At 75.1% G+C, this 21,473-nt stretch carries 21 protein-coding genes and 1 pseudogene; 9 read left to right on the top strand and 13 right to left on the bottom strand.

Annotation, left to right across the window (positions count from 1 at the left end; translation table 11 throughout):
* Positions 1 to 32 precede the first annotated feature (32 nt).
* The 4 genes from NOCJ54_RS0117690 to NOCJ54_RS0117675 form a co-directional block, all read right to left on the bottom strand.
* Positions 33 to 1,160 carry an SGNH/GDSL hydrolase family protein gene (locus tag NOCJ54_RS0117690; RefSeq protein ID WP_028656555.1) on the bottom strand — a complete coding sequence of 376 codons (1,128 nt, stop codon included), beginning with the start codon at positions 1,158 to 1,160 and terminating at the stop codon, positions 33 to 35.
* 160 nt (positions 1,161 to 1,320) lie between these two features.
* On the bottom strand, positions 1,321 to 2,157 hold the full coding sequence (locus tag NOCJ54_RS0117685; RefSeq protein WP_028656554.1) for an SGNH/GDSL hydrolase family protein: 837 nt from the start codon (positions 2,155 to 2,157) through the stop codon (positions 1,321 to 1,323).
* Positions 2,158 to 2,173: 16 nt separating this feature from the next.
* Complete coding sequence (locus NOCJ54_RS29545) at positions 2,174 to 2,347, bottom strand: hypothetical protein (protein WP_157514948.1); 174 nt, start codon at positions 2,345 to 2,347, stop codon at positions 2,174 to 2,176.
* A 202-nt stretch (positions 2,348 to 2,549) separates the two neighbouring features.
* Positions 2,550 to 5,060, bottom strand: coding sequence for a CHAT domain-containing protein (locus NOCJ54_RS0117675; protein ID WP_028656553.1), 2,511 nt, complete (start codon positions 5,058 to 5,060; stop codon positions 2,550 to 2,552).
* 88 nt (positions 5,061 to 5,148) lie between these two features.
* Between NOCJ54_RS0117675 and NOCJ54_RS0117670 the strand changes: the two genes are divergently transcribed.
* Positions 5,149 to 6,552 (top strand): S8 family peptidase, encoded by a 1,404-nt coding sequence (locus NOCJ54_RS0117670; protein WP_028656552.1) that lies wholly within the window; start codon positions 5,149 to 5,151, stop codon positions 6,550 to 6,552.
* 21 nt (positions 6,553 to 6,573) lie between these two features.
* Here the strand turns inward: NOCJ54_RS0117670 and NOCJ54_RS0117665 are convergent, their stop codons facing one another.
* Positions 6,574 to 7,068, bottom strand: coding sequence for a hypothetical protein (locus NOCJ54_RS0117665; RefSeq protein ID WP_036518491.1), 495 nt, complete (start codon positions 7,066 to 7,068; stop codon positions 6,574 to 6,576).
* Positions 7,065 to 7,655 (bottom strand): RNA polymerase sigma factor, encoded by a 591-nt coding sequence (locus NOCJ54_RS26670; protein WP_198020259.1) that lies wholly within the window; start codon positions 7,653 to 7,655, stop codon positions 7,065 to 7,067. Before NOCJ54_RS26670 ends, NOCJ54_RS0117665 begins: the two co-directional genes overlap by 4 nt.
* Before the next feature lie 162 nt (positions 7,656 to 7,817).
* Here NOCJ54_RS26670 and NOCJ54_RS28490 point away from each other — a divergent pair, with 162 nt between their 5' ends.
* Both NOCJ54_RS28490 and NOCJ54_RS26660 read left to right on the top strand, forming a co-directional pair.
* Complete coding sequence (locus tag NOCJ54_RS28490; protein WP_028656550.1) at positions 7,818 to 8,204, top strand: hypothetical protein; 387 nt, start codon at positions 7,818 to 7,820, stop codon at positions 8,202 to 8,204.
* An 11-nt stretch (positions 8,205 to 8,215) separates the two neighbouring features.
* Positions 8,216 to 8,494 carry a LuxR C-terminal-related transcriptional regulator gene (locus NOCJ54_RS26660; RefSeq protein ID WP_051486018.1) on the top strand — a complete coding sequence of 93 codons (279 nt, stop codon included), beginning with the start codon at positions 8,216 to 8,218 and terminating at the stop codon, positions 8,492 to 8,494.
* Between the two features lie 114 nt (positions 8,495 to 8,608).
* Here the strand turns inward: NOCJ54_RS26660 and NOCJ54_RS0117645 are convergent, their stop codons facing one another.
* On the bottom strand, positions 8,609 to 9,661 hold the full coding sequence (locus NOCJ54_RS0117645; RefSeq protein ID WP_028656549.1) for an SMP-30/gluconolactonase/LRE family protein: 1,053 nt from the start codon (positions 9,659 to 9,661) through the stop codon (positions 8,609 to 8,611).
* Complete coding sequence (locus tag NOCJ54_RS0117640) at positions 9,658 to 11,163, bottom strand: flavin monoamine oxidase family protein (RefSeq protein WP_028656548.1); 1,506 nt, start codon at positions 11,161 to 11,163, stop codon at positions 9,658 to 9,660. The genes NOCJ54_RS0117645 and NOCJ54_RS0117640 overlap by 4 nt, the downstream gene beginning before the upstream one ends.
* Positions 11,164 to 11,232: 69 nt before the next feature.
* Between NOCJ54_RS0117640 and NOCJ54_RS0117635 the strand changes: the two genes are divergently transcribed.
* Genes NOCJ54_RS0117635 through NOCJ54_RS26655 form a run of 4 tightly spaced genes read left to right on the top strand, consistent with a single transcriptional unit; the run spans position 11,233 to position 14,107 of the window.
* On the top strand, positions 11,233 to 11,907 hold the full coding sequence (locus tag NOCJ54_RS0117635) for a TetR/AcrR family transcriptional regulator (RefSeq protein ID WP_028656547.1): 675 nt from the start codon (positions 11,233 to 11,235) through the stop codon (positions 11,905 to 11,907).
* Complete coding sequence (locus NOCJ54_RS0117630) at positions 11,904 to 12,572, top strand: class II aldolase/adducin family protein (RefSeq protein ID WP_028656546.1); 669 nt, start codon at positions 11,904 to 11,906, stop codon at positions 12,570 to 12,572. Before NOCJ54_RS0117635 ends, NOCJ54_RS0117630 begins: the two co-directional genes overlap by 4 nt.
* Complete coding sequence (locus tag NOCJ54_RS0117625) at positions 12,569 to 13,495, top strand: carbohydrate kinase family protein (RefSeq protein WP_232221823.1); 927 nt, start codon at positions 12,569 to 12,571, stop codon at positions 13,493 to 13,495. Before NOCJ54_RS0117630 ends, NOCJ54_RS0117625 begins: the two co-directional genes overlap by 4 nt.
* A gap of 27 nt (positions 13,496 to 13,522) precedes the next feature.
* Positions 13,523 to 14,107, top strand: coding sequence for a GNAT family N-acetyltransferase (locus tag NOCJ54_RS26655; RefSeq protein WP_084255396.1), 585 nt, complete (start codon positions 13,523 to 13,525; stop codon positions 14,105 to 14,107).
* A 21-nt stretch (positions 14,108 to 14,128) separates the two neighbouring features.
* On the opposite strand, the gene NOCJ54_RS26650 is transcribed toward NOCJ54_RS26655, so the two are convergent.
* The 3 genes from NOCJ54_RS26650 to NOCJ54_RS0117605 are packed head-to-tail and all read right to left on the bottom strand — an operon-like array spanning position 14,129 to position 17,198.
* Positions 14,129 to 14,380 (bottom strand): hypothetical protein, encoded by a 252-nt coding sequence (locus NOCJ54_RS26650; RefSeq protein WP_051486008.1) that lies wholly within the window; start codon positions 14,378 to 14,380, stop codon positions 14,129 to 14,131.
* An 18-nt stretch (positions 14,381 to 14,398) separates the two neighbouring features.
* Positions 14,399 to 14,929 carry a hypothetical protein gene (locus NOCJ54_RS0117610; RefSeq protein ID WP_028656544.1) on the bottom strand — a complete coding sequence of 177 codons (531 nt, stop codon included), beginning with the start codon at positions 14,927 to 14,929 and terminating at the stop codon, positions 14,399 to 14,401.
* Positions 14,930 to 14,975: 46 nt separating this feature from the next.
* Positions 14,976 to 17,198: a HelD family protein gene (locus tag NOCJ54_RS0117605; protein WP_028656543.1), complete on the bottom strand. Its 2,223-nt coding sequence runs from the start codon at positions 17,196 to 17,198 to the stop codon at positions 14,976 to 14,978.
* Between the two features lie 137 nt (positions 17,199 to 17,335).
* On the opposite strand from NOCJ54_RS0117605, the gene NOCJ54_RS0117600 reads away from it, so the two are divergent.
* Entirely contained in the window at positions 17,336 to 17,962 is a 627-nt protein-coding gene (locus NOCJ54_RS0117600; RefSeq protein ID WP_028656542.1) for a TetR/AcrR family transcriptional regulator, read from the top strand.
* Positions 17,963 to 17,975: 13 nt separating this feature from the next.
* Here the strand turns inward: NOCJ54_RS0117600 and NOCJ54_RS0117595 are convergent, their stop codons facing one another.
* Positions 17,976 to 18,857 (bottom strand): TIGR03619 family F420-dependent LLM class oxidoreductase, encoded by an 882-nt coding sequence (locus NOCJ54_RS0117595; protein ID WP_028656541.1) that lies wholly within the window; start codon positions 18,855 to 18,857, stop codon positions 17,976 to 17,978.
* A gap of 47 nt (positions 18,858 to 18,904) precedes the next feature.
* Here NOCJ54_RS0117595 and NOCJ54_RS0117590 point away from each other — a divergent pair, with 47 nt between their 5' ends.
* Positions 18,905 to 20,845, top strand: coding sequence for an oxidoreductase (locus tag NOCJ54_RS0117590; RefSeq protein ID WP_028656540.1), 1,941 nt, complete (start codon positions 18,905 to 18,907; stop codon positions 20,843 to 20,845).
* Positions 20,846 to 21,155: 310 nt separating this feature from the next.
* Here NOCJ54_RS0117590 and NOCJ54_RS30040 read toward each other — a convergent pair.
* A pseudogene (locus NOCJ54_RS30040) lies at positions 21,156 to 21,473 on the bottom strand (HNH endonuclease); the annotation flags it as partial.

The raw sequence follows: 21,473 nt of genomic DNA, 5'->3' as shown, positions 1-21,473 counted from the left end.
AGGGCTCCGGAAGAGGGCTCCCGGGAGTGGGCTCAGGGCACCCGGAACGTCACGGGCACCGGCTTGCCCGTCATCGTGCCGCGACGCGGGCTGAGCAGGACGCGGTAGGTGCCGCGGGGGAGGCGGCGGGTGACCGAGCCGGCATCGGCGGCGAAGCGCTGGTGGCCACGGACGAGGCGACCGTTGCTGCGCCGGATGACCACCTGGACCGACGCCATCTTGACCGGGCCGACGGCGGCGGACCAGTCGATCGTGACCCGGCGGCCCTTGCGGTGCACGCGCGGCACGACGCCCGGGCGCCACGGGCGGGCGTGGTAGATCCTCGGCGCGGCCGGCAGCATGCCGCCGCGGCGGAACGCCTCGGCGATGCGCTGGGCCAGCAGGGTCTGCCCGGTCGAGTTCAGGTGCAGGCCGTCGAAGGTGACCTTGACCGGGTCCCAGCGGTGTCGGCTGTCGGTGCGGTTGCGCACCATGAGCACCCGCGGGTCGTCGCCGTAGCGGGCGTCCAGGCGGGCGTTGGCGGCGGCGGCCACCCGGTCGACCGCCCGGTCGCGGGGGTAGACCGGGAGCTCGGCGAGCACCACCCGGGTCTGGGGCGAGGCGGCCCAGACCCTCTCGAGGAGCCGGCGGAGGTCGTCGGCGACCTGCGCGGCGCTGTCGCCGTGGATGGCGTCGTTGATGCCGAGCTCGACGACGACGACGTGCGGGGTGTACGTCGCCATCAGCCGGTCGATGCGCTTGCGGTGGTAGTCCACGGTCGAGCCGGCGCGGGCGGCGTGGTCCCGGTCGAAGCGCAGGCGCCGCGACTCGTAGCGCGCACCCTTGCCGGTGGGCTGCCGGTGGGGCCCGACGAGGTCGATCGGGACGCCCTGACGACGGAACTCGCGCCAGAACCAGTACCGCCACGGCGCGTCACCGCCGAAGCCCTGCGACACGGAGTCACCGACGACCATCACGCGCAGGGTCTCGAAGGGCGCCGGCTGGCTGCTGAGGGTCCCGGCGGGGGCCGGCTGGCTGGCGGTGCCGGCCGGGACGACGGGGCCGGCGAGGGCGAGGGCGCTGACCAGTGCCGTGGCGACCGCGAGGGTCAGCGCGGCGGCCAGGCCGGCGCGCCGGGTGCTGCGACCGTGCGCGCGTCGAAGGCTCGGCAGTCCTGCCACGTCGTCCGTCTCCCCCGCCTCGGGCCGCTCGGCCCCGCTTCTCCATGGCTCCCCGCCGGGGAGGACGCTAGCGGGCCGGGCGCGCGCAGGCACATCGAACCCCGCCGGGGTCAGCGAGGTCACACCGACGGCAGCGGCAGGCACCGCTCGAGCAGCGCGCTCAGGGGACGCGCACGGTGACGGCCGGGCCCGGCAGCCCGACCATGGCGTTGCGGCGCGGCACCAGCTGCACCCGGTAGGTCCCGCGCGGCAGGGTGCGGGTCACCCGCTTGCGTCGTGCGGCGTGCTCGCCCTGGTCGCGGACCTGCCGGCCGTCGGGGCGGCTGAGCAGCACCCGGACGTCGGTCATCCGGACCTCCCGCCACGCCCGCGACCAGTCGATGGTGACGCGACGTCCGGACCGGCGCACGTGCGGGACGATCGCCGGCCGCCAGGCCCGCACCCGGTAGGCCCGCGGGTGCTCCGGGAGGAGGCCGGCGCGGTGGAAGGCCTCGGCGAACCGCTGGGCGAGCAGGGTCTGCCCGGTCGCGTTGGGGTGGAGGCCGTCGGTGGTGTGCTCCCGGGGGATCCACGGCTGCCGCGTCTCGGTGCGGTTGCGCACCATCACCACCCGCGGGTGGTCGGCGTAGCGGTCCTCGAGGAGGGCGTTCGCCCGGGCGGACACCCGGTGGGCCCGGGGGTTGCCCTGGACCGGTGGCAGCTCGGCGAGCACCACGCGCGTCGACCGGGACCTCGCCCAGATCCGGTTGAGCAGGCGCCGGAGGTCGTCGGCGACCCGCGCTGCGCTGTCGCCGCGGAAGATGTCGTTGATGCCGACCTCGACGACCACCACCCGGGGCCTGTAGGTCCTCATCCGCTCCGTGATCCGCTTCAGGTGGTAGTCCACGGTCGTCCCGCTCCGCGCGGCGTGGTCGCGGTCGAAGCGCAGGCGACGCGCCTCGTAGCGCGGCTGCCGCCCCTTGGGGAGGCGCTCCGGCCCGACGAGGTCGACCCGCACGCGCTGGCGGCGGAGCTCACGCCAGAACCCAGTACCGCCACGTCGCGTCGCCGGCAGCGCCCTGCGAGATGGAGTCCCCGACGATCATCACCCGCAGGGGTGTGTCGGCCGGCGCCCCCGTGGCTCCGTGCGGCAGCACCGGTAGGCCCACCACCAGGAGGGCGAGCAGCCCCACGAGCGCCGTGCGCACGGTCGACCGTCCACCGGCGCGCCGAAGGCGCGGCTGTGCCGCCACGTTCACCTCTCCCCACCCGAGGCCGTCCGGCCCGGTCCCTGCTGCTCCCTGGTGGCTCGTCGCCGCGGGCGACCGTAGCCGCGCGCGGCCCGGAAGGTGCGCGGAACGGCGCGAGCGTCGGCGACGTCACACCGGTGCGGACGGCGTGCGGTCCTCCTCAGGTGCCGAGGGCGAGGAAGGCGGCGGCCGTCCCGGCGGCGACGGGGTCACCCACCGCCCGCCGGCGGACGTCGAGCAGCGCAGCGGCTGGGTCGACGCCGGTGGCGAGGGCTGCGTGCAGGTCGACCATCAAGGCCGCGGTCGCGTCGTCGTTGACCTCGGCGACGCTGCTGACCAGCCCGGCGGTCCCGAGCGAGAAGAGGGCCGCGGCGAGGCCGAGCAGCTCCTCGGCGCCGACGGGCGCGAGGACGCCGGACTCGCAGGCGGAGAGCACGACGCGGTACGGCGCGCGCCGCAGTCGCTCGAGGTCGTGCACCGTCAGCGGGCCGTCGGCCAGGTCGAGCGCCGAGAAGAGCGGGCTGTCGGCGCGGAAGTGGCCGTGGGCCGCGAGGTGCACGAGGTCCGCGCCGTCGACCTCGGCGAGGACGCGCTCCAGCGTGGCGTCGGGACCGGCGAGCAGGGTGGCGTCCGGGTGGCTGCCGGCCAGCACCGGCACCTCGGCCCCGCCGCTGGCGAGCCCGGGACCGCTGACGAGCACCGTTCGGCGCTCCGCCGGCCGTGGCCGGCCGGTCGTCCGGGCCCGCAACCACTGGCCGGCCGAGGGCACCACCGTGAACGGCCGGTCGGCCAGCACCGGCAGCAGCGGCCAGGCGAGCCCGTGCAGGCGGGCGGTCGGGGCGAGCACCACGGGCCCGTCGGGCACGAGGCGCACCGCGTCGCCGAGGATCTCGTCTTGCAGCTGGCGGCCCAGAGCGGCGGTGTCGACCGGCCGGCCGCGGGATGCGCGGCGCAGCAGCATCTGCGCGGGACCGAGGAGCGCGGCGACCTGCGTGGTCGTGCCGGCCACCCGTCGTCGTACCCGGCCGGCGTGGAGGACCAGCACGTGCAACGTGCCGTCGACGTCGACCAGCTCGACGAGGCAACCGTCGCCGACCGCGGCCACGAGCTCCTCGACGGCCGGCGGACGCTGCTGCTCGGCCGTGGCGGCGGACAGGGTGTGGCTCTCCGCCCGCACCGCCCGCTCCAGCCGCAACCGCTCCCGCTCCAGCGCCTCGGTCGGCTCCCCCTCCTGCCGGGCCCGGGCGAGGCGGCGCCCGTTGTCGCGCAGTGCGGCGAGGGACGCCGGGATGGTCGGGGCGTCCGAGGTCGCGGGTGGCTGGGCCAGCGCGGTGGCCCGGGTGCGCTCGCTCCACCGCAGCAGGGTGCGCGGGTCGGACGCGGCGTGCCGCAGCGCGACGGCCGTCAGCTCCCGGCCGTGCGCGGTCGCCAGCGCCCGCAGCTCGGAGGACCCGATGAGCCGCCGGTGCTCGTCGATCGCGTCCAGGCCGGCCGACGCCGCCCGCAGCACGCCGCCGCGACTGCCCCGCTCCTCCTGCACCAGCGACCGCGCGTGCCACGCCGCCGCGCGGACGAGCGCGTTCGGGTGGGTGCGGTACGACGCCGCGCGGTGCCAGAGCGAGGCCCGCTCGGCGCCCCGGCTGCGCCGCCCGGCGAGCACGAGGGCCAGCGGCGCCTCCTGGGCGCGCTGCTCGTGCAGCACCCTCGCCACCGCCCTTGCGTCCTTCGACGACCCCCCTCCGCACAGGACGACGAGGAGGCGGGCCCGCACGGCGAACCAGTCACGTCGCTGGGTGCGGAACATCGCGGCTGCGCGCCGGGCCAGCGGAGCCGCCTCGGCCTGCCGTCCCGCGGCCAGCAGCACCTGCGCCTCGAGCAGCTGGCGTTCGGCCTCCTCCACCGGAGCGAGCGTGGAGACCTCCTCGAGCAGCGCCAGGGCATCCCCCGGGAGACCCGCAGCGAGATAGGTGGACGCGGCCGACGCGACGGCGAGGAACCGGGGCTCGCGGTCCTCGGCCCGGTAGGCGTCCAGCGCCTCCCGGTACAGCCTCATGCCGCGCGGCAGGTCCCCGCGCGCGACCGCGACCTCGGCGAGGCTCTCGACGGCGGCCGTCGCCTCGAACTGGGCTCCGGCTGCACGCAGGAGCGCCTCCGCGTGCCGTTGCTCTCGCTCCGCCGCATCGGTCTGGCCCAGGGCGAGCTCGACGTGCCCGAGCCAGGTGCGCGTGCGTCCCTCCCACACCGGGTCGTCGCCCAGCTCGGTGAGGGCGCGCCGCATCAGTGGCGCGGCCGCGGCGTGGTCGCCGACCATGGCCAGCACGCCGGCCTTGCGCATGCGGATGCGGGCCGCCGTGTGACCCGACGCGCTGGCCAGTGCACGGTCGAGCTCCTTCAGGCCGGCCGCGGTCCGGCCGGCGAAGGCGAGCGTCCCCCCGTAGGTCGCACGGACGTCGCGCTCGCGGTCAGCGGCACCGGCCTTCCGCGCGAGCGCGAGTGCCGTCCGCAGGGCGACGAGCGCGAGGTCCGTCCGGCCGGCCTCCCGGTGGATGATCCCCAGGCACTGGTGGGCGTAGGAGTGCTCGACCGGGGTCGCCTCGCGGGCCAGGACACCCTCGGCGAGCACGCGCGCGGCGGCCGGGTCCTCGAAGGCGAGGTCGAGCAGGTCGTCCACCTGACGCTCCTTTACGCGCACCACGCGGCAGCACTACGTTAGCGTCGGCGACGGACCCTGCCGCCGGCCCACGGCCCCAGGAGCGGTCATGAACGAATCCCCCCGGCCCCTCTTCCGCCTCGACGCGCTGCGCGACGTGCTGCGCCGGGTGCGCGAACAGCTGCCCGAGCGGCTCCGCCCCGGGAAGGACGTCGAGGCCGAGCGCCTGCGCGCCCAGGTCGCGGTCATCCGTCGGGCCTTCCGGGAGAAGGGCCTGCTCGTGCTCGGCGCGCCGGTCGAGGGTGCCGAGCCGTGCCGTGACGACGCCGACATCCACTTCCTCTACCGCCCCGGCCACGCCGTGGTGCGCGAGGAGGACCTTCCCCGCCTGCGCGAGTACTTCGGGCGGGTGGACAACGTCCGGCGCTTCCGGGGTGGCGTCAAGGGCAGGACGACCCGCGTACCGGGCCTGGTCCTGGCCCAGCTGCCGCAGCGGCTGGACGGGCGCGACGACGTGCTCGCCACGATCGAGGAGCTCGAGCGGGGGGAGGTCGTCGAGCGCGGAGCCGTCGGCCCGGACCACGTCGTGTACGTGACGCCACGGGGTTACCTCTGCCCGGCCAGCGAGCCCGAGATCCCGGCGGTCCGGCGCGGCGGGGTCTGGCCACCGCCCGCGAAGGACGAGCACCGGGGGAAGGTCGACCCGGTGCGGGTCGCAGTGGTGGACACCGGACTGTGGACCGACGCCGTCACCAGTCCGGTCACCCCGTGGCTGAGCGGCGTGGTGGCCGATCCGAGCGACGTCGAGGTCGTGGACCCGGACGACATCCACCCCTATGCCGGGCACGGAACCTTCGCTGCGGGCGTCATCCGCTGCATCGCGCCCGGCACGAGGGTCGAGGTGGAGGGGGTGCTGACGCACGGCGGTGCCGTGTTCGAGACCGAGATCGTGGAGCAGCTCCACGAGGCCATCAACGACTGCGACGACCCGCAGGTCATCAGCATCTCGGCCGGGACCCACACCCGCGGCGACTTCCGGTCCGTCGCGTTCGAGGTGCTGGGCCGGGCCAACAAGCTGGGCGACCGCGACGACGTGCTGATCGTCGCCGCGGCCGGAAACGACGCCAGCGACCGGCCGTTCTGGCCGGCCGCGTTCGACTGGGTCGTCGGCGTCGGCTCGGTCGACCCGGACGGATCGGTGTCCGACTTCTCCAACGTCGGCGAGACGTGGGTCGACGTCTACGCCCGCGGTCGCGACGTGGTCAACGCCTTCCCCCGGGGCACCTACCGCTGCTACGAGCCACCGAACGTCGGGCAGGTGCGCACCTTCGACGGCCTGGCCCAGTGGAGCGGGACGTCGTTCTCGACCCCGATCGTCGCCGGCCTGGTCGCCGCCCGGATGCGGGAGACGGGCGAGACCGCGCACCAGGCGTGGGCGAGCGTCCTGTCCGGCGCGACCGACGCCATCGACCCCCGCGGCGGGCAGATCAAGGTCGTCGGTCCGCTGACCTGAGGCTTCCCGGGCGACGCCCTGTCAGAGGGTCACCCACGGTGTGGTCAGCGACCAGCCGCCCCGGGTGACGACGAAGCGTACGGCTCCCGTCCCGACGCCGGCGAACCGGAAGAAGCCGGCCGCGTCCACCGTGGTGGCGAGGTCGGGGGTGTCGGGGCGCTGGAGGGCGACGGTCACCGGGCCCTCGGCGGTGGCGGCGTCGCCGGTGGCGACCACCTCGCCGAGCAGCTGGTCACCGTCCACCTCGACCTCCAGGGTGAGCCCGCTGCGGCCGAAGGCGAGCGAGCGCGGCCCGGTCGCGGCGGCCCCGGCGGAGCGCACGGCGGCGCCGGCGTCGAGGGCGGAGTCGTGCAGCAGCTCGGCGAGCTCCGCGTCGACGGAGCGCCAGGTGAAGGCGGCGCGGGCGGCCTCGCGGCGCCGGTCCGGCACCGCGTCCGCCTCGGCGACCGCCTCGTCGAGTGCCGCCATCAGCTCGTCGTCCGTGAGGTCGTCCCACCCCTGGAATGCGTCAGTCATGACCTCTCCCCTCCCACGAGGTCGGGACCCAGGCCGCGCAGGGCCCGGGTGCGTCGCAGCTGGTCCAGTGCCCGGGCCCGCGTGGGGCCGATGCTGCCGATGGGTATCCCGAGCCGCCGGCTGATCTCCTCGTAGCCGACCGGCGGGTCCTCCAGCAGCAGCAGGAGCAGCTCGCGGCGAGCGGCGGGCAGCTCCTCGAGGGCCTCGCGCAGCAGCTGCCGGCGCTCCGCGGCGAGCAGGTCGACCTCGGCCCGGTCGTCCTCGACCGCGTCGAGGCCACCGCCGGCGACGTCGTCCTGCGGGTCGACGGGCCGGGTCCGGCCGCGCGCGGCGAGCAGCCGCAGGCACTCGTTCCGGGTCGTCGTCCGGATCCACCCGGGGAGCGCGTCCGGCTCCCGCAGGTCGCCCAGGTGCTCCACGAGCCGCAGCCACACCGTCTGGCTGACGTCGTCCCCGTCCGCCTCCGAGAGCCGGTGGCCGCGCACGATCGCGCCCACCAGGGGCAGGAAACGATCGACGATCGTGTCCCACGCATGCTGGTCTCCTTCCCGCGCCGCGGGGACGAGCGTGGACAGCGGTTGCGTCACGGGTTGATCGTCCCGCATCTCGGACCCGCGAGCCAGTGCCGCTGATACACCTCGGAAACGCGGACGAAGTTCGTCGTATCAGGTCCGGTCACCCGGCGCTCCTCCCTCCAGAAGCCCTCAGCGGTGGCTCCCCCGCCGCGAGCTCCCGGAAGGAACGACGAGATGACCTGGAACGAGACCCACGCCCGGACCCGCATCATCCGCGAGGTCGAGGCCGCAGCCGCCACGGACATGACCGGGGCGCTGCCCTGGCGGGACGAGTGGAACCAGTACTTCCACGGCCCGCGAGGCCTGGTCGCCGCGCTCCGGTCGCGCTGGCAGCACATGTGCGAGGCACAGCTGGACGTGCAGGACGGCGAGGACCAGTTCGACGACGCCTGCATCCGGCTGCGCCGCACGCAGGCCGCGGTGCTGGCGATCCTGCAGCGCACCGACGCCACCGCCGGGGACCCGGCGGTCCTCCCGCTGACGGGCCCGCGCCCCGCTCCCTCCCCCCGGCGGGCCCGTCGGCGGTTCCACCTCCACGGCCGCCCGGTGCTGCCCGCGTGATGGGTACGACGATGCTCGAGCTCACCTACGTGGCGGCCACCAGCCGGCTGGACCGGCTCGGCCCCCGGGAGCGCCAGGTGCTGCAGCTGGTCGCGCACGGCCAGTCCGGCTCCGCGATCGCACGCCAGCTCGGCCTCACGCCCGAGGAGGCGGAGGCCGTCACCCGGCGGGTCTTCGACAAGCTCGGCCTGGTCCCCTCGGTGCACCTCGGTCGTCGGGTGCTGGCCGTCCTCACCCTGCGCCAGGCCCGCGACGTCGCGCGCGACGTGGCCCGGGCCGAGGCGGGCTGAGGCCGCCGCACCGGCCGGCGTCCTCGGGCCTTGTGGGGGGTCCGTCGACGCACTCCCGCGAGGGGTGGTCCGTTCCGGGGCGGGCCACCCCTCGCCCTGCCTGCCCGGGCGGGGTCAGCGCAGCCGCGACCGCTTCGGCACGACCACCGGCGCGCCGCGCTCGCCGACCTCGAGGTCGAGGATCACGTGGTGGCTGGCGTCGCCGAGGACCGCGGACTGGTTGGCGACCAGGACGCGGGTGCCGTGGAAGGTGGCGTTGGAGGGGCTGTCGAAGGGCACCGCCGAGCCGGTTGCCGACCAGCGGGCGAGCACCGTGCCGGTGGGGCTCAGCTTGAGCACCCGGTTGGCCCCGAGCAGGGCGAGGTAGATGTTGCCGGAGCGGGCGACGCCGAAGCCGTCGGGCAGGTCGAGCGGGCCGCCCGCCGACCAGAGCGCGGTGAGCGCGCCGGGTCGCCCGTCCGCGCGCACCCCCAGCCGGTAGAGGTGGCCGCGGAACAGGTCGAGCGCGTCGCCGGTGGTCTGCTGGCTAATCAGGAACGACCGGGTGCGCGGCTCGTAGACGATGCCGGTGGTGCCGAAGCCGGCGATGCCGGCCAGCCGTGCGGAGCGGAACCACACCCTCGGCTTGCCGCCGCGAGCGGGGATCCGCCACACCACGTCCTGGCCGTAGTCGGTGAGGTAGAGCGCGCCACCCGGGCCCCACGTGGCGTAGTTGGGGATCGGGTGCCCGCCACCGGGCAGGTCCGGGATCGTCGCCTGCACCGTGAACCTGCCGGTGCGCACGTCGAGGGTCAGCACCCGTGCGCGGGACTTCTCCAGGAGCACCAGCCTCCCCCGGGCGTCGGTCGCGGCGACCTGGACGCCGCGCGGCTTCGCCAGGTCCTGGCCGGGCACGGTCCACGAGCGCAGCAGCGTGCCGGAGGCGGAGTACTCGATGACTCGCGAGCGCATCTTGTCGCCGGTCGGGTTGGTGTAGGTGCCGGCGTACACGCGCCCGTTGGGGTGGACGTGCACGTACGCCGGGAAGCCCGGCGCCGGCACCTTCGCGAACACCCGGGCGGTGCCGGGGGTGCGCCCGCCTGCCGCGTCGGCGGGCACCAGCCCGGCGGTGGCCAGCACGGCGAGGAGCAGCAGGACGGTGGACCTGCGGACGGCCTGGCTGGTCACAGCTTCTCCAGCACCTCGAGGGCGGCACGCTTGCCCGAGCGGACCGCGCCGTCCATGTAGCCCGTCCAGTACGTCGACGTCTCGGTGCCGGCCCAGTGGATCCGGCCCGACGGGCGCCGGAGGTGGCGGCCGTGGGTGGCGAGGACGCCGGGCGGGCAGAACGCGACCGGCCCCCCGCGGGTCCAGCGCTCGTGGGTCCAGTCGTGCTCGGTGTACTCGATCGGCCTCAGTGCCTGATCCCCGAACATGCTGGCGAAGCCCTCCAGGACGGCGCGGCGGCGCTCGGCCCGCGACAACGTGCCGTACTGGCGCCAGGTGGAGCCGCCGACGAAGGCGAGCAGGATGCCGTGGCCCGTGCTGGTCACGTGGTTGTCGAAGGCGACGCGGACCGCCCCGGTGTCGGCGATGCCGAAGCCGGAGAGCCCGGCGTCACGCCAGAAGGGCTTCTCGTAGACGGCGTCGCACTTCATCAGCCGGCCCATCTGCATCCCCGCGAGCAGCGCGCGGCGGCCGGCGGGCAGGGCTCCGTGGAAGTTGATGTCGAGCACCTGCTTCGGCGCGGCGGCGACGATCACCCGGCGGGCGGAGACGGGCCCGCGGCGGGTGTGCACGACGACGCGGCCGCCGCGGTGCTCGATGCGACGGACGGCGGCGCCGAGGGCGACCCGGTCGCCGAGGCGGCGGGCGAGGCCGAGCGGGATGCGCTGCGAGCCGCCGACGAAGCGACTCTCCTGCGCGCCGCCGACGGTGTCGGAGTTGCGCTCGAAGGTGCCGGTGGTGCGCTCGTTGCCGGAGCAGGCGATGTAGTGCAGGACGTAGAGCAGCGAGAGCTGGTCGGGGTCGGCGCCGAAGCCCGGGTGGGTCCACGACTTGATGAGGTTGTCGATGCCGCGGCTGTTGAGGGTGTTGCTGCGGAACCACGCGCCGAGGGTGGTGCGGTCCCACTCCGCGGCCTTCGGGTGCGCCCAGGGCGCGTCGACCGGCACCTCGGCGGCCATCGCGTTGAGCCGCATGAGCGCGAGCGCGGCGTCGAGCAGGATCGTCGGGTCCGGCGGGACGGTGCCGGTGAACTCCTGGCGTCCGAGCAGCGGGTTCGAGGAGACGTAGACGTTCTTGCCGGCGACGTGCTCCTTGAAGGTGCGCACGCCGAGGTCGTCGGCCAGCTTGCGGATGTGGTCCTGGGTCGGGCCGATGAAGGCCCCGCCGGCCTCGATCCGGCCGCCGGTGCGCAGGTCGTGGTGGAGCACCCGTCCGCCGACCCGCGTGCGGGCCTCGACGACGAGGACCGACCGGCCCCGGCGGGCGACCCGCTCCGCGGCGACCAGCCCGGCGATGCCGGCACCGACGACCACGACGTCGACCCGGCGCGGCAGCCTCCCGCGCAGGGTCGCGGCGTTCACCTCCGCCTCGAGCGCCTCGGTCGCCAGCGCGCCGAGCGTGGCGGCCCCGCCCACGACGAGGCCGCGCCGGCCCATGGTCATCAGGTCGTCCGTGAGGAGCATCGAAGGCCTTTCACCCGGCAACGAAAGTGAATATGTGTCAGATTCCGGTTCAGAGGCTACACTTCCGCCATGTCCTCCGCCACCGTCGACGGCCCAACGAGCGGCGAGCCGAGCGGTGCCGCGGTCGGGCCGAGCCGCCGCCGGCTCCCCACCCAGGCGCGTTCACGCGAGCGCGTCGAGCGCATCCTCGACGCCGCCGCCGAGCTCGTGGTCGCCGACGGCGTCGAGGGACTGACCACGCGGTCCATCGCGGAGCGCGCCGGCCTCCCCGTCGCCTCGCTCTACCAGTACTTCTCCGACAAGGAGGCCGTGCTGCTCGCACTGTGCGAGCGGGACATGGCCGAGATGGACGACCAGGTCGCCACCGACCTCGCGGCGCTCCCCGAGGTCACCGTCGCCTCGCTCGTCGAGACCTCGATGCGCGCGTTCGTGAAGGTCTACGAGCGCCGTCCGGCGTTCATGCAGATCTGGATGCGCGGGCGGACCAACACCGCGGTCTACGACTACGGCCGGCACCACAACAAGCGGATCGCCGAGAACCTGCTCGCCTTCGCGACCGACGCCGGGCTGGTCGACCCCGCCGGGTTCACGCCCGAGCAGCTCGCCGCGATCGCCGAGCTCGCCGTCGAGGTGGGCGACCGTGCGTTCCAGCTCGCCTTCGAGCGCGACCCGCGGGGCGACGCCTTCCTCATCGACCAGGCCATCGAGCTCGCCATCGCCTACCTCGCCCGGATCACCAGGTGACCCACGAGGAGGCCGGCGCCCTGCGCGCCGGTGTCGCCGCCGCCTGCCGGCAGCTGGCCGACGCCGGGCTGCTCGTCGGCACTGCCGGCAACGTCAGCGCCCGTTCGGGCGACCTGGTCGCGGTGACCGGCACCGGCGTGGTGCTCGCCGGCTGCACGGCCGAGGACGTCACGGTCGTCTCCACGACCGGCGACGTCGTCGAGGGCCGGCTCGCGCCGACGTCCGAGCTCGCCCTCCACCTCGGCGTGTACGACGACCACCCGGCCGCGCAGGTCGGGGCGGTCGTGCACACCCACGCCCCGTTCGCGACCGCCGTCGCCTGCGTGCTGGACGAGCTGCCGGTGCTCCACTACCAGCAGCTCGCGCTCGGCGGGGCGGTCCGCGTGGCGCCGTACGCGACCTTCGGGACGGACGACCTGGCCGGGCACGTCCGCGCGGCGCTCGCCGGCCGCAGCGCTGCCCTGCTCGCCAACCACGGCTCGGTCACCGTGGGCGCGACGCTCGAGAAGGCGGTCGAGAACGCGCTGCTGCTCGAGTGGCTGTGCCAGCTCCACCATCGCGCCAGCGCCCTGGGCACCCCGCGGGTGCTCACCGTGGAGCAGCAGGCCGACGTCGTCCGGGTCGCGATCGAGCGCGACTACGGCACCACCAGGGAGGTCCGATGACCGTTCCGATGACGGTCGCGGCCGTCGGCGTCCACGTCCTCGACACCCACGTGCTCGGCGTCGAGTCGATCCCGGAGCGCTCCGACGGCCAGCTCGTCGAGACGATCCGGATGTCGGCCGCCGGCACCGCCGGAGGCACCGCCGTCGTGCTCGCCCGGCTGGGCGCGACCGTGCGCTCCTACGGTGCCGTCGGCACCGACGCGGTCGGCGACACCCTGCTCGCGCTGCTCGGTCGCGAGGGCGTCGACACCAGCGGCCTGGTGCGCAAGGACGCGACCCAGACCTCGGCCTCGGTCCTGCCGGTGCGGCCGAACGGCGACCGGCCCGCGTGGCACTGCATCGGCGCCAACGGGGCGTTCACCCTCGACGACCTGCCGGACGACCTGCTCGACGGGCTCAGCCACCTGCACCTCGGCGGCCCGGAGTTCCTCGGCGGCGACGCCGCCGGCGAGCTGCTCGCGCGCGCCCGTGCCGCCGGCGTCACCACGTCGGTCGACGTGCTCGCCCCGGGCGACCCGGACATGCTGGACTGGATCGTCGCCGCGCTGCCGCACGTCGACCACCTGCTGCCCAACGACGAGCAGGTGCTCGGCTTCACCCGCGCGGGCACGGTGGCAGAGGGGGCGACGGCGCTGCTCGGCCTCGGCGTCGGGGCGGTGGCGGTGACCCAGGGGGCCAGGGGCGCCCTGGTCGCGACTCCCGGCGGGGTCGACGAGGTGCCGGCCTACCCCGTCGACGTCGTCGACACGACCGGCTGCGGAGACGCCTTCTCGGCCGGCTACCTGCGCGGGCTGTCCCTGGGCCGCGGCCCGGTCGAGGCGGCGCGGCTCGGCTGCGCGACAGCGGCGCAGGTCGCCGGCGGGCTCGGCAGCGACGCCGGCACCTACGACCTGTCCACGGTCGTCGGGCTCGCCTCCCGCTGACCCGGCCGCCTCGTGCATGCTGGGCCCATGAGCTCAGCGACCACCACGGCGACTGTCCGTCCCCCGAGCGAGGCCGACCGGGACGGTGTCGCCGCCGTCATCACCGCTGCCTTCGGCGACGAGGGTGGCAAGATCGCCCGGTTGTGGTCGGACGTCGTGGGGCGCGGCCTGGTCCGGGCCGAGCTGGTCGCCGTCGAGGACGACCGGGTCGTCGGGCACGTCGGGCTGAGCCACGCCTGGCTCGACGCCCGCTCCGAGCTGCTCGACATCCTCGTGCTCAGCCCGCTGTCGGTCGCGCCCGACCAGCAGAAGGCCGGCATCGGTGCCGCCCTGCTCGCCGCGGCGGTCAAGGAGGCCGGCCGGTTGGGCGCCCCGGTCGTCGTGCTCGAGGGCGACCCCGGCTACTACTCGCGGCACGGCTGGCAGCCCGCGTCGTCGTACGGCATCGAGGCGCCCTCGCCGCGGATCCCGGAGCCGGCGTTCCAGCTGGTCGCGCTGCCCGGGCACGAGCCGTGGATGACGGGTCGGGTGGTCTACCGCGACGTCTGGTGGGAGCACGACGCCACCGGCCTGCGCGACCCGCTGCTCGCCCAGGTCGAGATGAGCCTCTGACCGCAGGCCCGGCGCGGGGCGTCAGGCCCCGCCGAGCACCCGGAGCACGGTGAGCAGCACCGGCACGAGGAAGACAGCGAGCAGCACCCACGCGACCACGCGGTGCGAGGTCTTCGTGCTGTTGAGCGAGCCGGCGAACTGCAGCATCGCCCCGTCGGGGACCAGCGGGCTCAGGCCCATCCGGCGCGCGTCGACAGGCAGGTCGGGGTCGTGCTGCCAGGGCACCTCACCCGGCGCAGCCTCCTCGACGCCCTGCTCCTCGCGCTCGTCCACGCGACGATCGTACGTCGCTCACTGCCAGCCGGACGCGGCGTCCGGGGTGCGGGTCCCGGTTTCCCTCAGCGCGCCGCGCCAGCGGCCGGCGAGCCCGGCACCCACGAGGAGGGCGGCGGTCGGCGCGAAGAGCATCGGCGGGTCGCTGAACCAGTAGTGCGTGCCCGGCAGGTCCCGCATCGCGCTGTAGAAGCTGCTCACGTCGACCATGAACCACAGCAGCGGCACGGCGGCCCACAGCAGGCCCGCCAGGACCGGGCCGAGGCCGGACACCCGTGCGGACGCCGCGACCAGGCCGAGGATGCCCGCGCCGAGGAGCATGAGCAGCGAGTAGCCGCTCACCGTGGCGTCCTCCAGGCGCACCGCCCGTTCGCGGAGGTACTCCCCCGCGCCGTGGTCGAGGACGAACAGGCCGACCGGCGTCGCGACGAGCGCGAACGCGGCGCCGAGCAGGTGGCGCACCACCATCGGGTGGCGCGCCGACGCGCCGGGGTCGGCAGGCGCGGACTGGTACGGCGGGGGCGGGTACGCGGAGCCCTGGTCGGTCATGGGGGGATCGTCCCCCCGCGACCGACCCGGCGAAACCCCCGAGCTGCTAGCCGACCGTCGTGAGCAGCTGCGTCGCGCGGGTGAGCACGACGTAGAGCGTCGCGCGCCCGGTGGCGGACTCGTCCTCGATCTCCTGCGGTCGGACCACGACGATGCCGTCGAACTCCAGGCCCTTGGTGTCGAGGCCGGTCAGCACGACCACTCGGTCCTCGCCCGACGGCGCGACCGCCGAGTCGACCGCGGCGCGGGCACTCGGCGCGTCGTCGGCGAGCTCGGGCCACGACGCCAGCCAGGCGTTGACCTCGGAACGGCGGGCGACCGGCACCACGATGCCGACCGTGCCGGACACGCGCCCGGCGACCTCGAGGACCGCCTCGCGGGTCGCCGCCTCGAGGTCACCGCCCTCGGGGACGTCGACGCGCTTCGGCTCCTCGCCGGTGCGGCGCACCGCGTCGGGGAGGTCGGCGTCGAGGCCGACCCGCCGGGCGTACTCCGCGGCGTGCGCGTAGATCTCGGCGGAGTTGCGGTAGTTCGTCGACAGGTGGAACTCGTGCACCTGCTTGCGCTCGAGCGCCTCGGCCCGCGCGGCGGCGGCCTCCCGCGGCTCCGGCCACGACGACTGGGCGGGGTCGCCGACGATCGTCCACGACGCCGTACGGCCGCGCCGGCCGACCATCCGCCACTGCATGGGCGTGAGGTCCTGGGCCTCGTCGACCAGGACGTGGGCGTAGCCGTCGTCCTCGATGCTGTTGGTGGGCGGGCGCCAGGCCGGGCCGCTGGCGAACTCGCGGTCGGAGGCGGTGATCAGCTCCTGCACGTTGACCGCGCCCTCGATGATCGCCAGCGGGTCGTCGCGCTCGTCGTCGGCCTTCTGCGGGACGTCGCCGAGGGCGTAGCGCAGCTCGTCGAGCAGCGGCACGTCCTCGATGGAGATCTGGCCGCTGATCGGGCGCTCGGGGTCGAGGTGGCTCCAGGACTTGGCGAGCAGACGCTGCTCCTCGGCGGTCAGCACGCCCTCGGAGACGCGGCCGAGGAAGTCGGGGTCGCGCAGCCAGCACAGCACCGTCGGCGCGTCGAGCGGCGGCCACCACGCGTGGGCGAAGTCGAGGAAGTCCTGGCGCGAGAGCATCTCGTCGTTGAACTTCTCCCGGCCCTGCTCGCGGCCGCGCTCGCCGCGGACCTGGCGCCAGAGCGCGTCGAGCAGCGCGTTGGACACGCGCGGCAGCTGCTTGTTGCGCAGGCCCTGCGACATCAGCTGGCGGCGGATCTGGCCGAGCCTGCCGCGGTCGAGCACGAGCCGGTCGTCGCGCCAGAACACGCGGTACTCCCGCGGGCTCCCGGGGACCTGCTGGCGGGCGGTGCGACGCATCACCTCGGCCATCCGCGCCGAGCCCTTGATGTCGGCGATCGCAGGCTCGTCGTGACGGGTGGTCCGCACGTCGTCGACGACCTCGCCGAGGCTGCGCAGCGCGACGGCGGTCTCGCCGAGGCTGGGCAGGACCCGCTCGATGTAGCGCATGAAGACCCCGGACGGGCCGACGACGAGCACGCCGCCGCGCTCGTAGCGCTGCCGGTCGGTGTAGAGCAGGTACGCCGCGCGGTGCAGCGCCACCACGGTCTTGCCGGTGCCGGGTCCGCCGCTGATGCTGACGACGCCCTTCGAGGGGGCGCGGATCGCCTTGTCCTGCTCGGCCTGGATGGTCGCGACGATGGAGTGCATCGACCGGTCACGGGCCCGGGACAGCTGCGCCATCAGCGCCCCCTCCCCGACGATCGGCAGCTCGCGGCCCTGCTCCTCGGCGGCGGTGAGCGCCTCGGCGTCGAGCAGCTCGTCCTCGACGCCGACCACCTTCTGGCCGGCGCTGCGCAGCACGCGGCGCCGGATCACGGAGTGCGGCTCGGCCGCCGTCGCCTGGTAGAACACCGCGGCCGCGGGGGCGCGCCAGTCGATGAGGAGAGAGTCCCGGTTCTCGTCGCGCAGGCCGATCCGGCCGACGTACCGCGGCGCGGGGTCGACCGCGGCATCGAGGTCGAGCCGGCCGAAGACCAGCCCCTCCTGCGCCGCGTCGAGCTGCGCGATCCGCTTGGCGGCCTGGAAGACCATCGCGTCGCGCTCCACCAGCCCGCCCTCGTGGCCGAGGCGGCCGCGGGAGTGACCCTCCTTCGCCAGCTGCTGGGCGGCCTTCCCGGCCTCACCCAGCTGCTGGTAGACCCGGTCGACGAAGGCCTGCTCTGCTGCGACCTCGCGCTCCACCAGCTCGTCTGACACCGACGTGACCCCTGCCGTCCGCAACCTAGTTCGATAGCCGCCACCAGGACACGAGTCCGGGGCGGCAAGCATTCAACTCTACAGGCCCTGAGAGGGGTGGTTGAATGTGCTCAGGCATCTCAGCCAGGGGGGGTTAGATGACATCGACGCCAGGCGCATCCACGCGCAAGCCGAACCGCCGCGGGGTCGCGGCACGGGAGCAGCTGCTGGCCACGGCGCTGCGCCTGCTCGGGGACGGGCGGCCGGAGGCCGTCTCGATCAACCTCGTCGCCAAGGAGGCGGGGCTGAGCTGGGGGTCGGTGCAGAACCTCTTCGGGGACTCCGACGGGTTCTGGTCGGCGGTCGTCGAGCAGATGAAGGACGCCGGCGCCGACCTGTGGGCCGAGCCGACCTCCGACACCGTCGCCGGCCGGTTGAAGGAGGTCGCCGACCTCTACCGCGGCCTGCTCGAGTCGCCGCACGGCGTCGCCATCGAGACGATCAAGGCCGGGTTGCCGCGCCCGCGGGCGGTGCTCGCGGAGACCCACCCGAAGACGGCGGCGTCGCTGACCGAGCTCGACCAGCTCGGCGAGGTCGCCTTCCTCCGTTTCTTCGAGGGCCTCGACGCGCCCAACTGGGACGAGCAGAAGGCACGCGACGTCGCGGCGGTGCTGCCGAGCGCGATGCGCGGGTTGCGCCTCGACAAGGCCTTCGGCACGTCGGTCGACATCGACAAGGCGCAGGCCACCCTGGTGGCCGCCCTGACGACGTACATCCAGGGCTGACCCGACCGGTCGGTCAGGCGAGGAGCTCGCGCACCGGCGCGATGACCTCCTCGCCGAAGCGCTGCACGCCGGCGACCTTGTCCTCGAGCGGGGCGTCGGCGGGGGCGTAGTACATCCACGGCACGGTCATCGTCATGGTCACCCCGCCGCGGGCGGCCCGGACGAAGTCCTCGGGCGTGATCGCGTCGGTCAGCGCCGGTACGACGTCGAACGGCTCGTCGAGGTCGCGGCCGGCCTCGGCGCGGAAGGTGCGCAGCCGTTGCGCGGTCGCGACCGCGTCCTCGGTCGTCGCCATGTCACCGACCCAGCCGTCGTGCCGGGCGGCACGGCGCAGCGCGACGTCGCTGAGCCCGCCGACCCACACCGGCACCGGACCGGGCGGCTCCGGCTTCATGGTCAGCCGCTCGCAGCTGTAGAACTCGCCGGCGAACTCCGTCCAGCCCGGCGCCCACAGCTCCTTCAGCAGGTCGAGCGCCTCGTCGGTGCGCCGTCCGCGGGTGCCGAACTCCTGCTCGAGCAGCTCGAACTCCTCGCGGCACCAGCCGACCCCGACGCCGAGCGCGACCCGCCCGCCGGTCAGCGCGGCCGCCGTGCCGACCGCCTTGGCCACGACGAACGGGTTGCGCATCGCGGCGACGTAGATCGAGGTGAAGAACTGCAGCCGGCTGGTCACCTGGCCGAGCGCGCCGACGGTGACCCACGGGTCCGGCCAGTCGACGTCGGGGCCCCAGCGCCGCTCCCCCGTCGACGTGTACGGGTAGGGCGTCGCCACGGTCTCGAGGTCGACGACGTGGTCGGCGATGCTCAGCGCGCGGAAGCCGGCCTCCTCGGCGGCCCGGGCGAGCGGCACCAGCTGGTCGATCGGCTGGTAGGCGGTGACCATCGCGAAGTCCACGACGCTCACCCTAGTCAGGGACTAGAACAGGTTCTAGGGTCGCTCCCGTGTTCCCCCACCTGCTCGCCCCCGGCCTGATCGGCGCGATGGAGCTGCGCAACCGGATCGTCATGTCGCCGATGGAGACGATGTACGGCACGCCCGATGGACACCCCTCCGAGCGCACCGTCGCCCACTTCGCGCGACGGGCGGAGGGTGGCGTCGGGCTGGTGACGGTCGGCGCGACCGGCATCGACCCCCAGCACCCCGAGACCCCGGGCGGCCTGCAGATCGGCGAGGACGCCGCGGTCGCCGCGCACCGGCGGCTGGTCGAGGCGGTCCACGCCCAGGGCGCACGGATCCAGCCGCAGGTCGTGCACGCCGGGCCGGACGGGCTGGGTCCGGAGATGTTCGGCGCCACCTCGCTCGGACCGTCCGTCATCCCGTCGTACCTCACCGGACGGCCGTCTGCCGAGGCGACGAAGGAGCAGGTCGCGGGGGTCCTCGACCAGTTCCGCGCGGCCGCCGCGCGCGTGCGGGAGGCGGGGTACGACGGCATGGAGCTGCACGCCGCGCACGGCTACATGTTCCTCGGCTCCTTCCTCGCGCCCCAGCGCAACCGGCGGGGCGACCGCTACCGCGGCACCTCGCTCGAGGGCCGGATCCGGGTCGTGCTCGAGGCGCTGTCCGCGATCCGCAGCGAGGTGGGCCAGGACTTCCCGATCACCCTGCGCGTCTCCGGCTACGAGCGGGTCGCCGCCGGCCGGCCCGTCTGGGACACCGCCGCGATGGCGCCCCTGCTCGTCGAGGCCGGCGTCGACGCCTTCCACGTCAGCGGTGGTGTCATCGACCGCCTGGTCACCGGCATGGTCAACGCGGCCGATGACGGTGACGGGCTCAACGTCGGCGGCGCCGCCGCCGTGCGCGAGGCCGTCGACGTCCCGGTCATCGCCGTCGGCCGGCTGCACGACCCCGCCCTGGCCGAGCAGGTGCTCGCCGACGGCCGCGCCGACTTCGTCGCCCTCGGGCGCCCGCTCCTCGCCGACCCGGACCTGCCCCGCAAGCTCGCCGGCTGGGGCGGCGGAGCGACCCGGGTGCGGCGCTGCATCTCCTGCGAGAGCTGCATCGACACCCTCGAGGAGAAGCTCGCCACCGAGTGCGCCGTGAACCCGCTGACCGGCCACGAGCTGGACCGGGCCGTGCTGGTCGCCGGCCCCGCCCGCCGGCGCCGGGTCGTGGTCGTCGGTGGTGGCCCGGCCGGCCTCGAGACCGCCGCGCGGGCCGCGGACGCCGGCCACGCCGTCGTCCTGCTCGAGGCGTCGGACCGGCTCGGCGGCACCCTGCGCGACGCGTCCGTCGTTCACGAGGAGAACCGGCCCTACCTGCACTGGCTGCTCGACGAGGTCGCCGTCGCCGACGTCGACGTCCGGCTCGGCACCCCCGCCGACCCCGGCCTCGTCCGCTCCCTCTCCCCCGACCTGGTCGTGGTCGCCACCGGCGGCCGCCCCTCCTTCCCCGACCTCCCGGGCGCCGACCTCCCCCACGTCCACCACGGCGTGCCCGCCTCCCCCCTCACCGGCGCCCGCCGGGTCGCGGTCGTCGGCGGCCGGCTCGCCGCCGTCGAGCTGGCCGAGACCCTCGCCGCCGAGGGCGCCCTCGTCTCCCTCCTGCACACCGGCGACGAGCTCGCCCCGGAGTTCGGCGCCAAGCGCCGCACCGAGCACATGGACCGCCTCGACCGCCTCGGCGTCACCGCCCACGTCGGCTGCACCGTCTCCGCCATCACCCCCACCGCCGTCGCCTGGACCCCCGCCCACGGCAAGCCCCGCGAGCTCCCCGCCGACGCCGTCGTCCTCGCCGGCGACGTCCTCCCCGACACCTCCCTCGCCGACGCCCTCACCACCACCCTCCCCGGCCTCGACGTCCGCGTCGTCGGCGACGCCCGCGGCCTCGCCCTCATCCGCGGCGCCACCGCCGACGCCGCCGAGGTGGTCGCGTCGCTGGGGTGAGGCTGGTGTGCTCCGGCGTGGCTGGTGTCGGCGGCCGCGCACCGTACGACGCCGTGGGGGGCTGTCTCCCGGTGGTTGAGGTGCGAGGCCGCCCGCGGCCGAGCCTCGAAACCTCCGGGCCTTGACGGCGGACTGTGTCGGGCACAGTCGGGTGCACCGGGGCCGCTGGTTTCGAGGCTCGGCGCTGGGGCGCCTCGCACCTCAACCACCGGCGGGGCGGTGGGCGCTGGGCGCCTGGCGGCTCAACGGCCGCGAGAAAGGGCCTCGGCCATGGTGATGACCCCGCCCGTGGGCGGGGTCCGGGGCACGGTCAAGGTCGATCAGGTTCGGGGGTGCTGACGGCGGCGGTTCCTGCGGGGGTGACCAGGAAGCGTGCGCCGTTGGGGCTGGTCCACAGGTAGTGGCCGGGTCGCAGGACGCGGTACGACCACGCACCGTGGGTCTTGGCGCGGTGGTGCCTGCGGCAGAGGGGGACGAGGTTGCAGGGGCAGGTGGGGCCGCCCTTGTTGTGCTCGGTCGCGTGGTCGAGGTCGCACCTGGTGGCGGGGGTGGTGCAGCTGGGGAAGCGGCAGGTGTGGTCGCGCAGCTGCACGCGCACCCGGTGGCGGTCGGGGATCTCGTAGGAGTC

The organism is Nocardioides sp. J54 (genome assembly GCF_000519005.1).
Taxonomy (GTDB): Bacteria; Actinomycetota; Actinomycetes; order Propionibacteriales; family Nocardioidaceae; genus Nocardioides.
The sequence above is the reverse complement of the archived record's forward strand: the minus strand, read 5'-3'. Positions and strand labels throughout refer to the sequence as shown.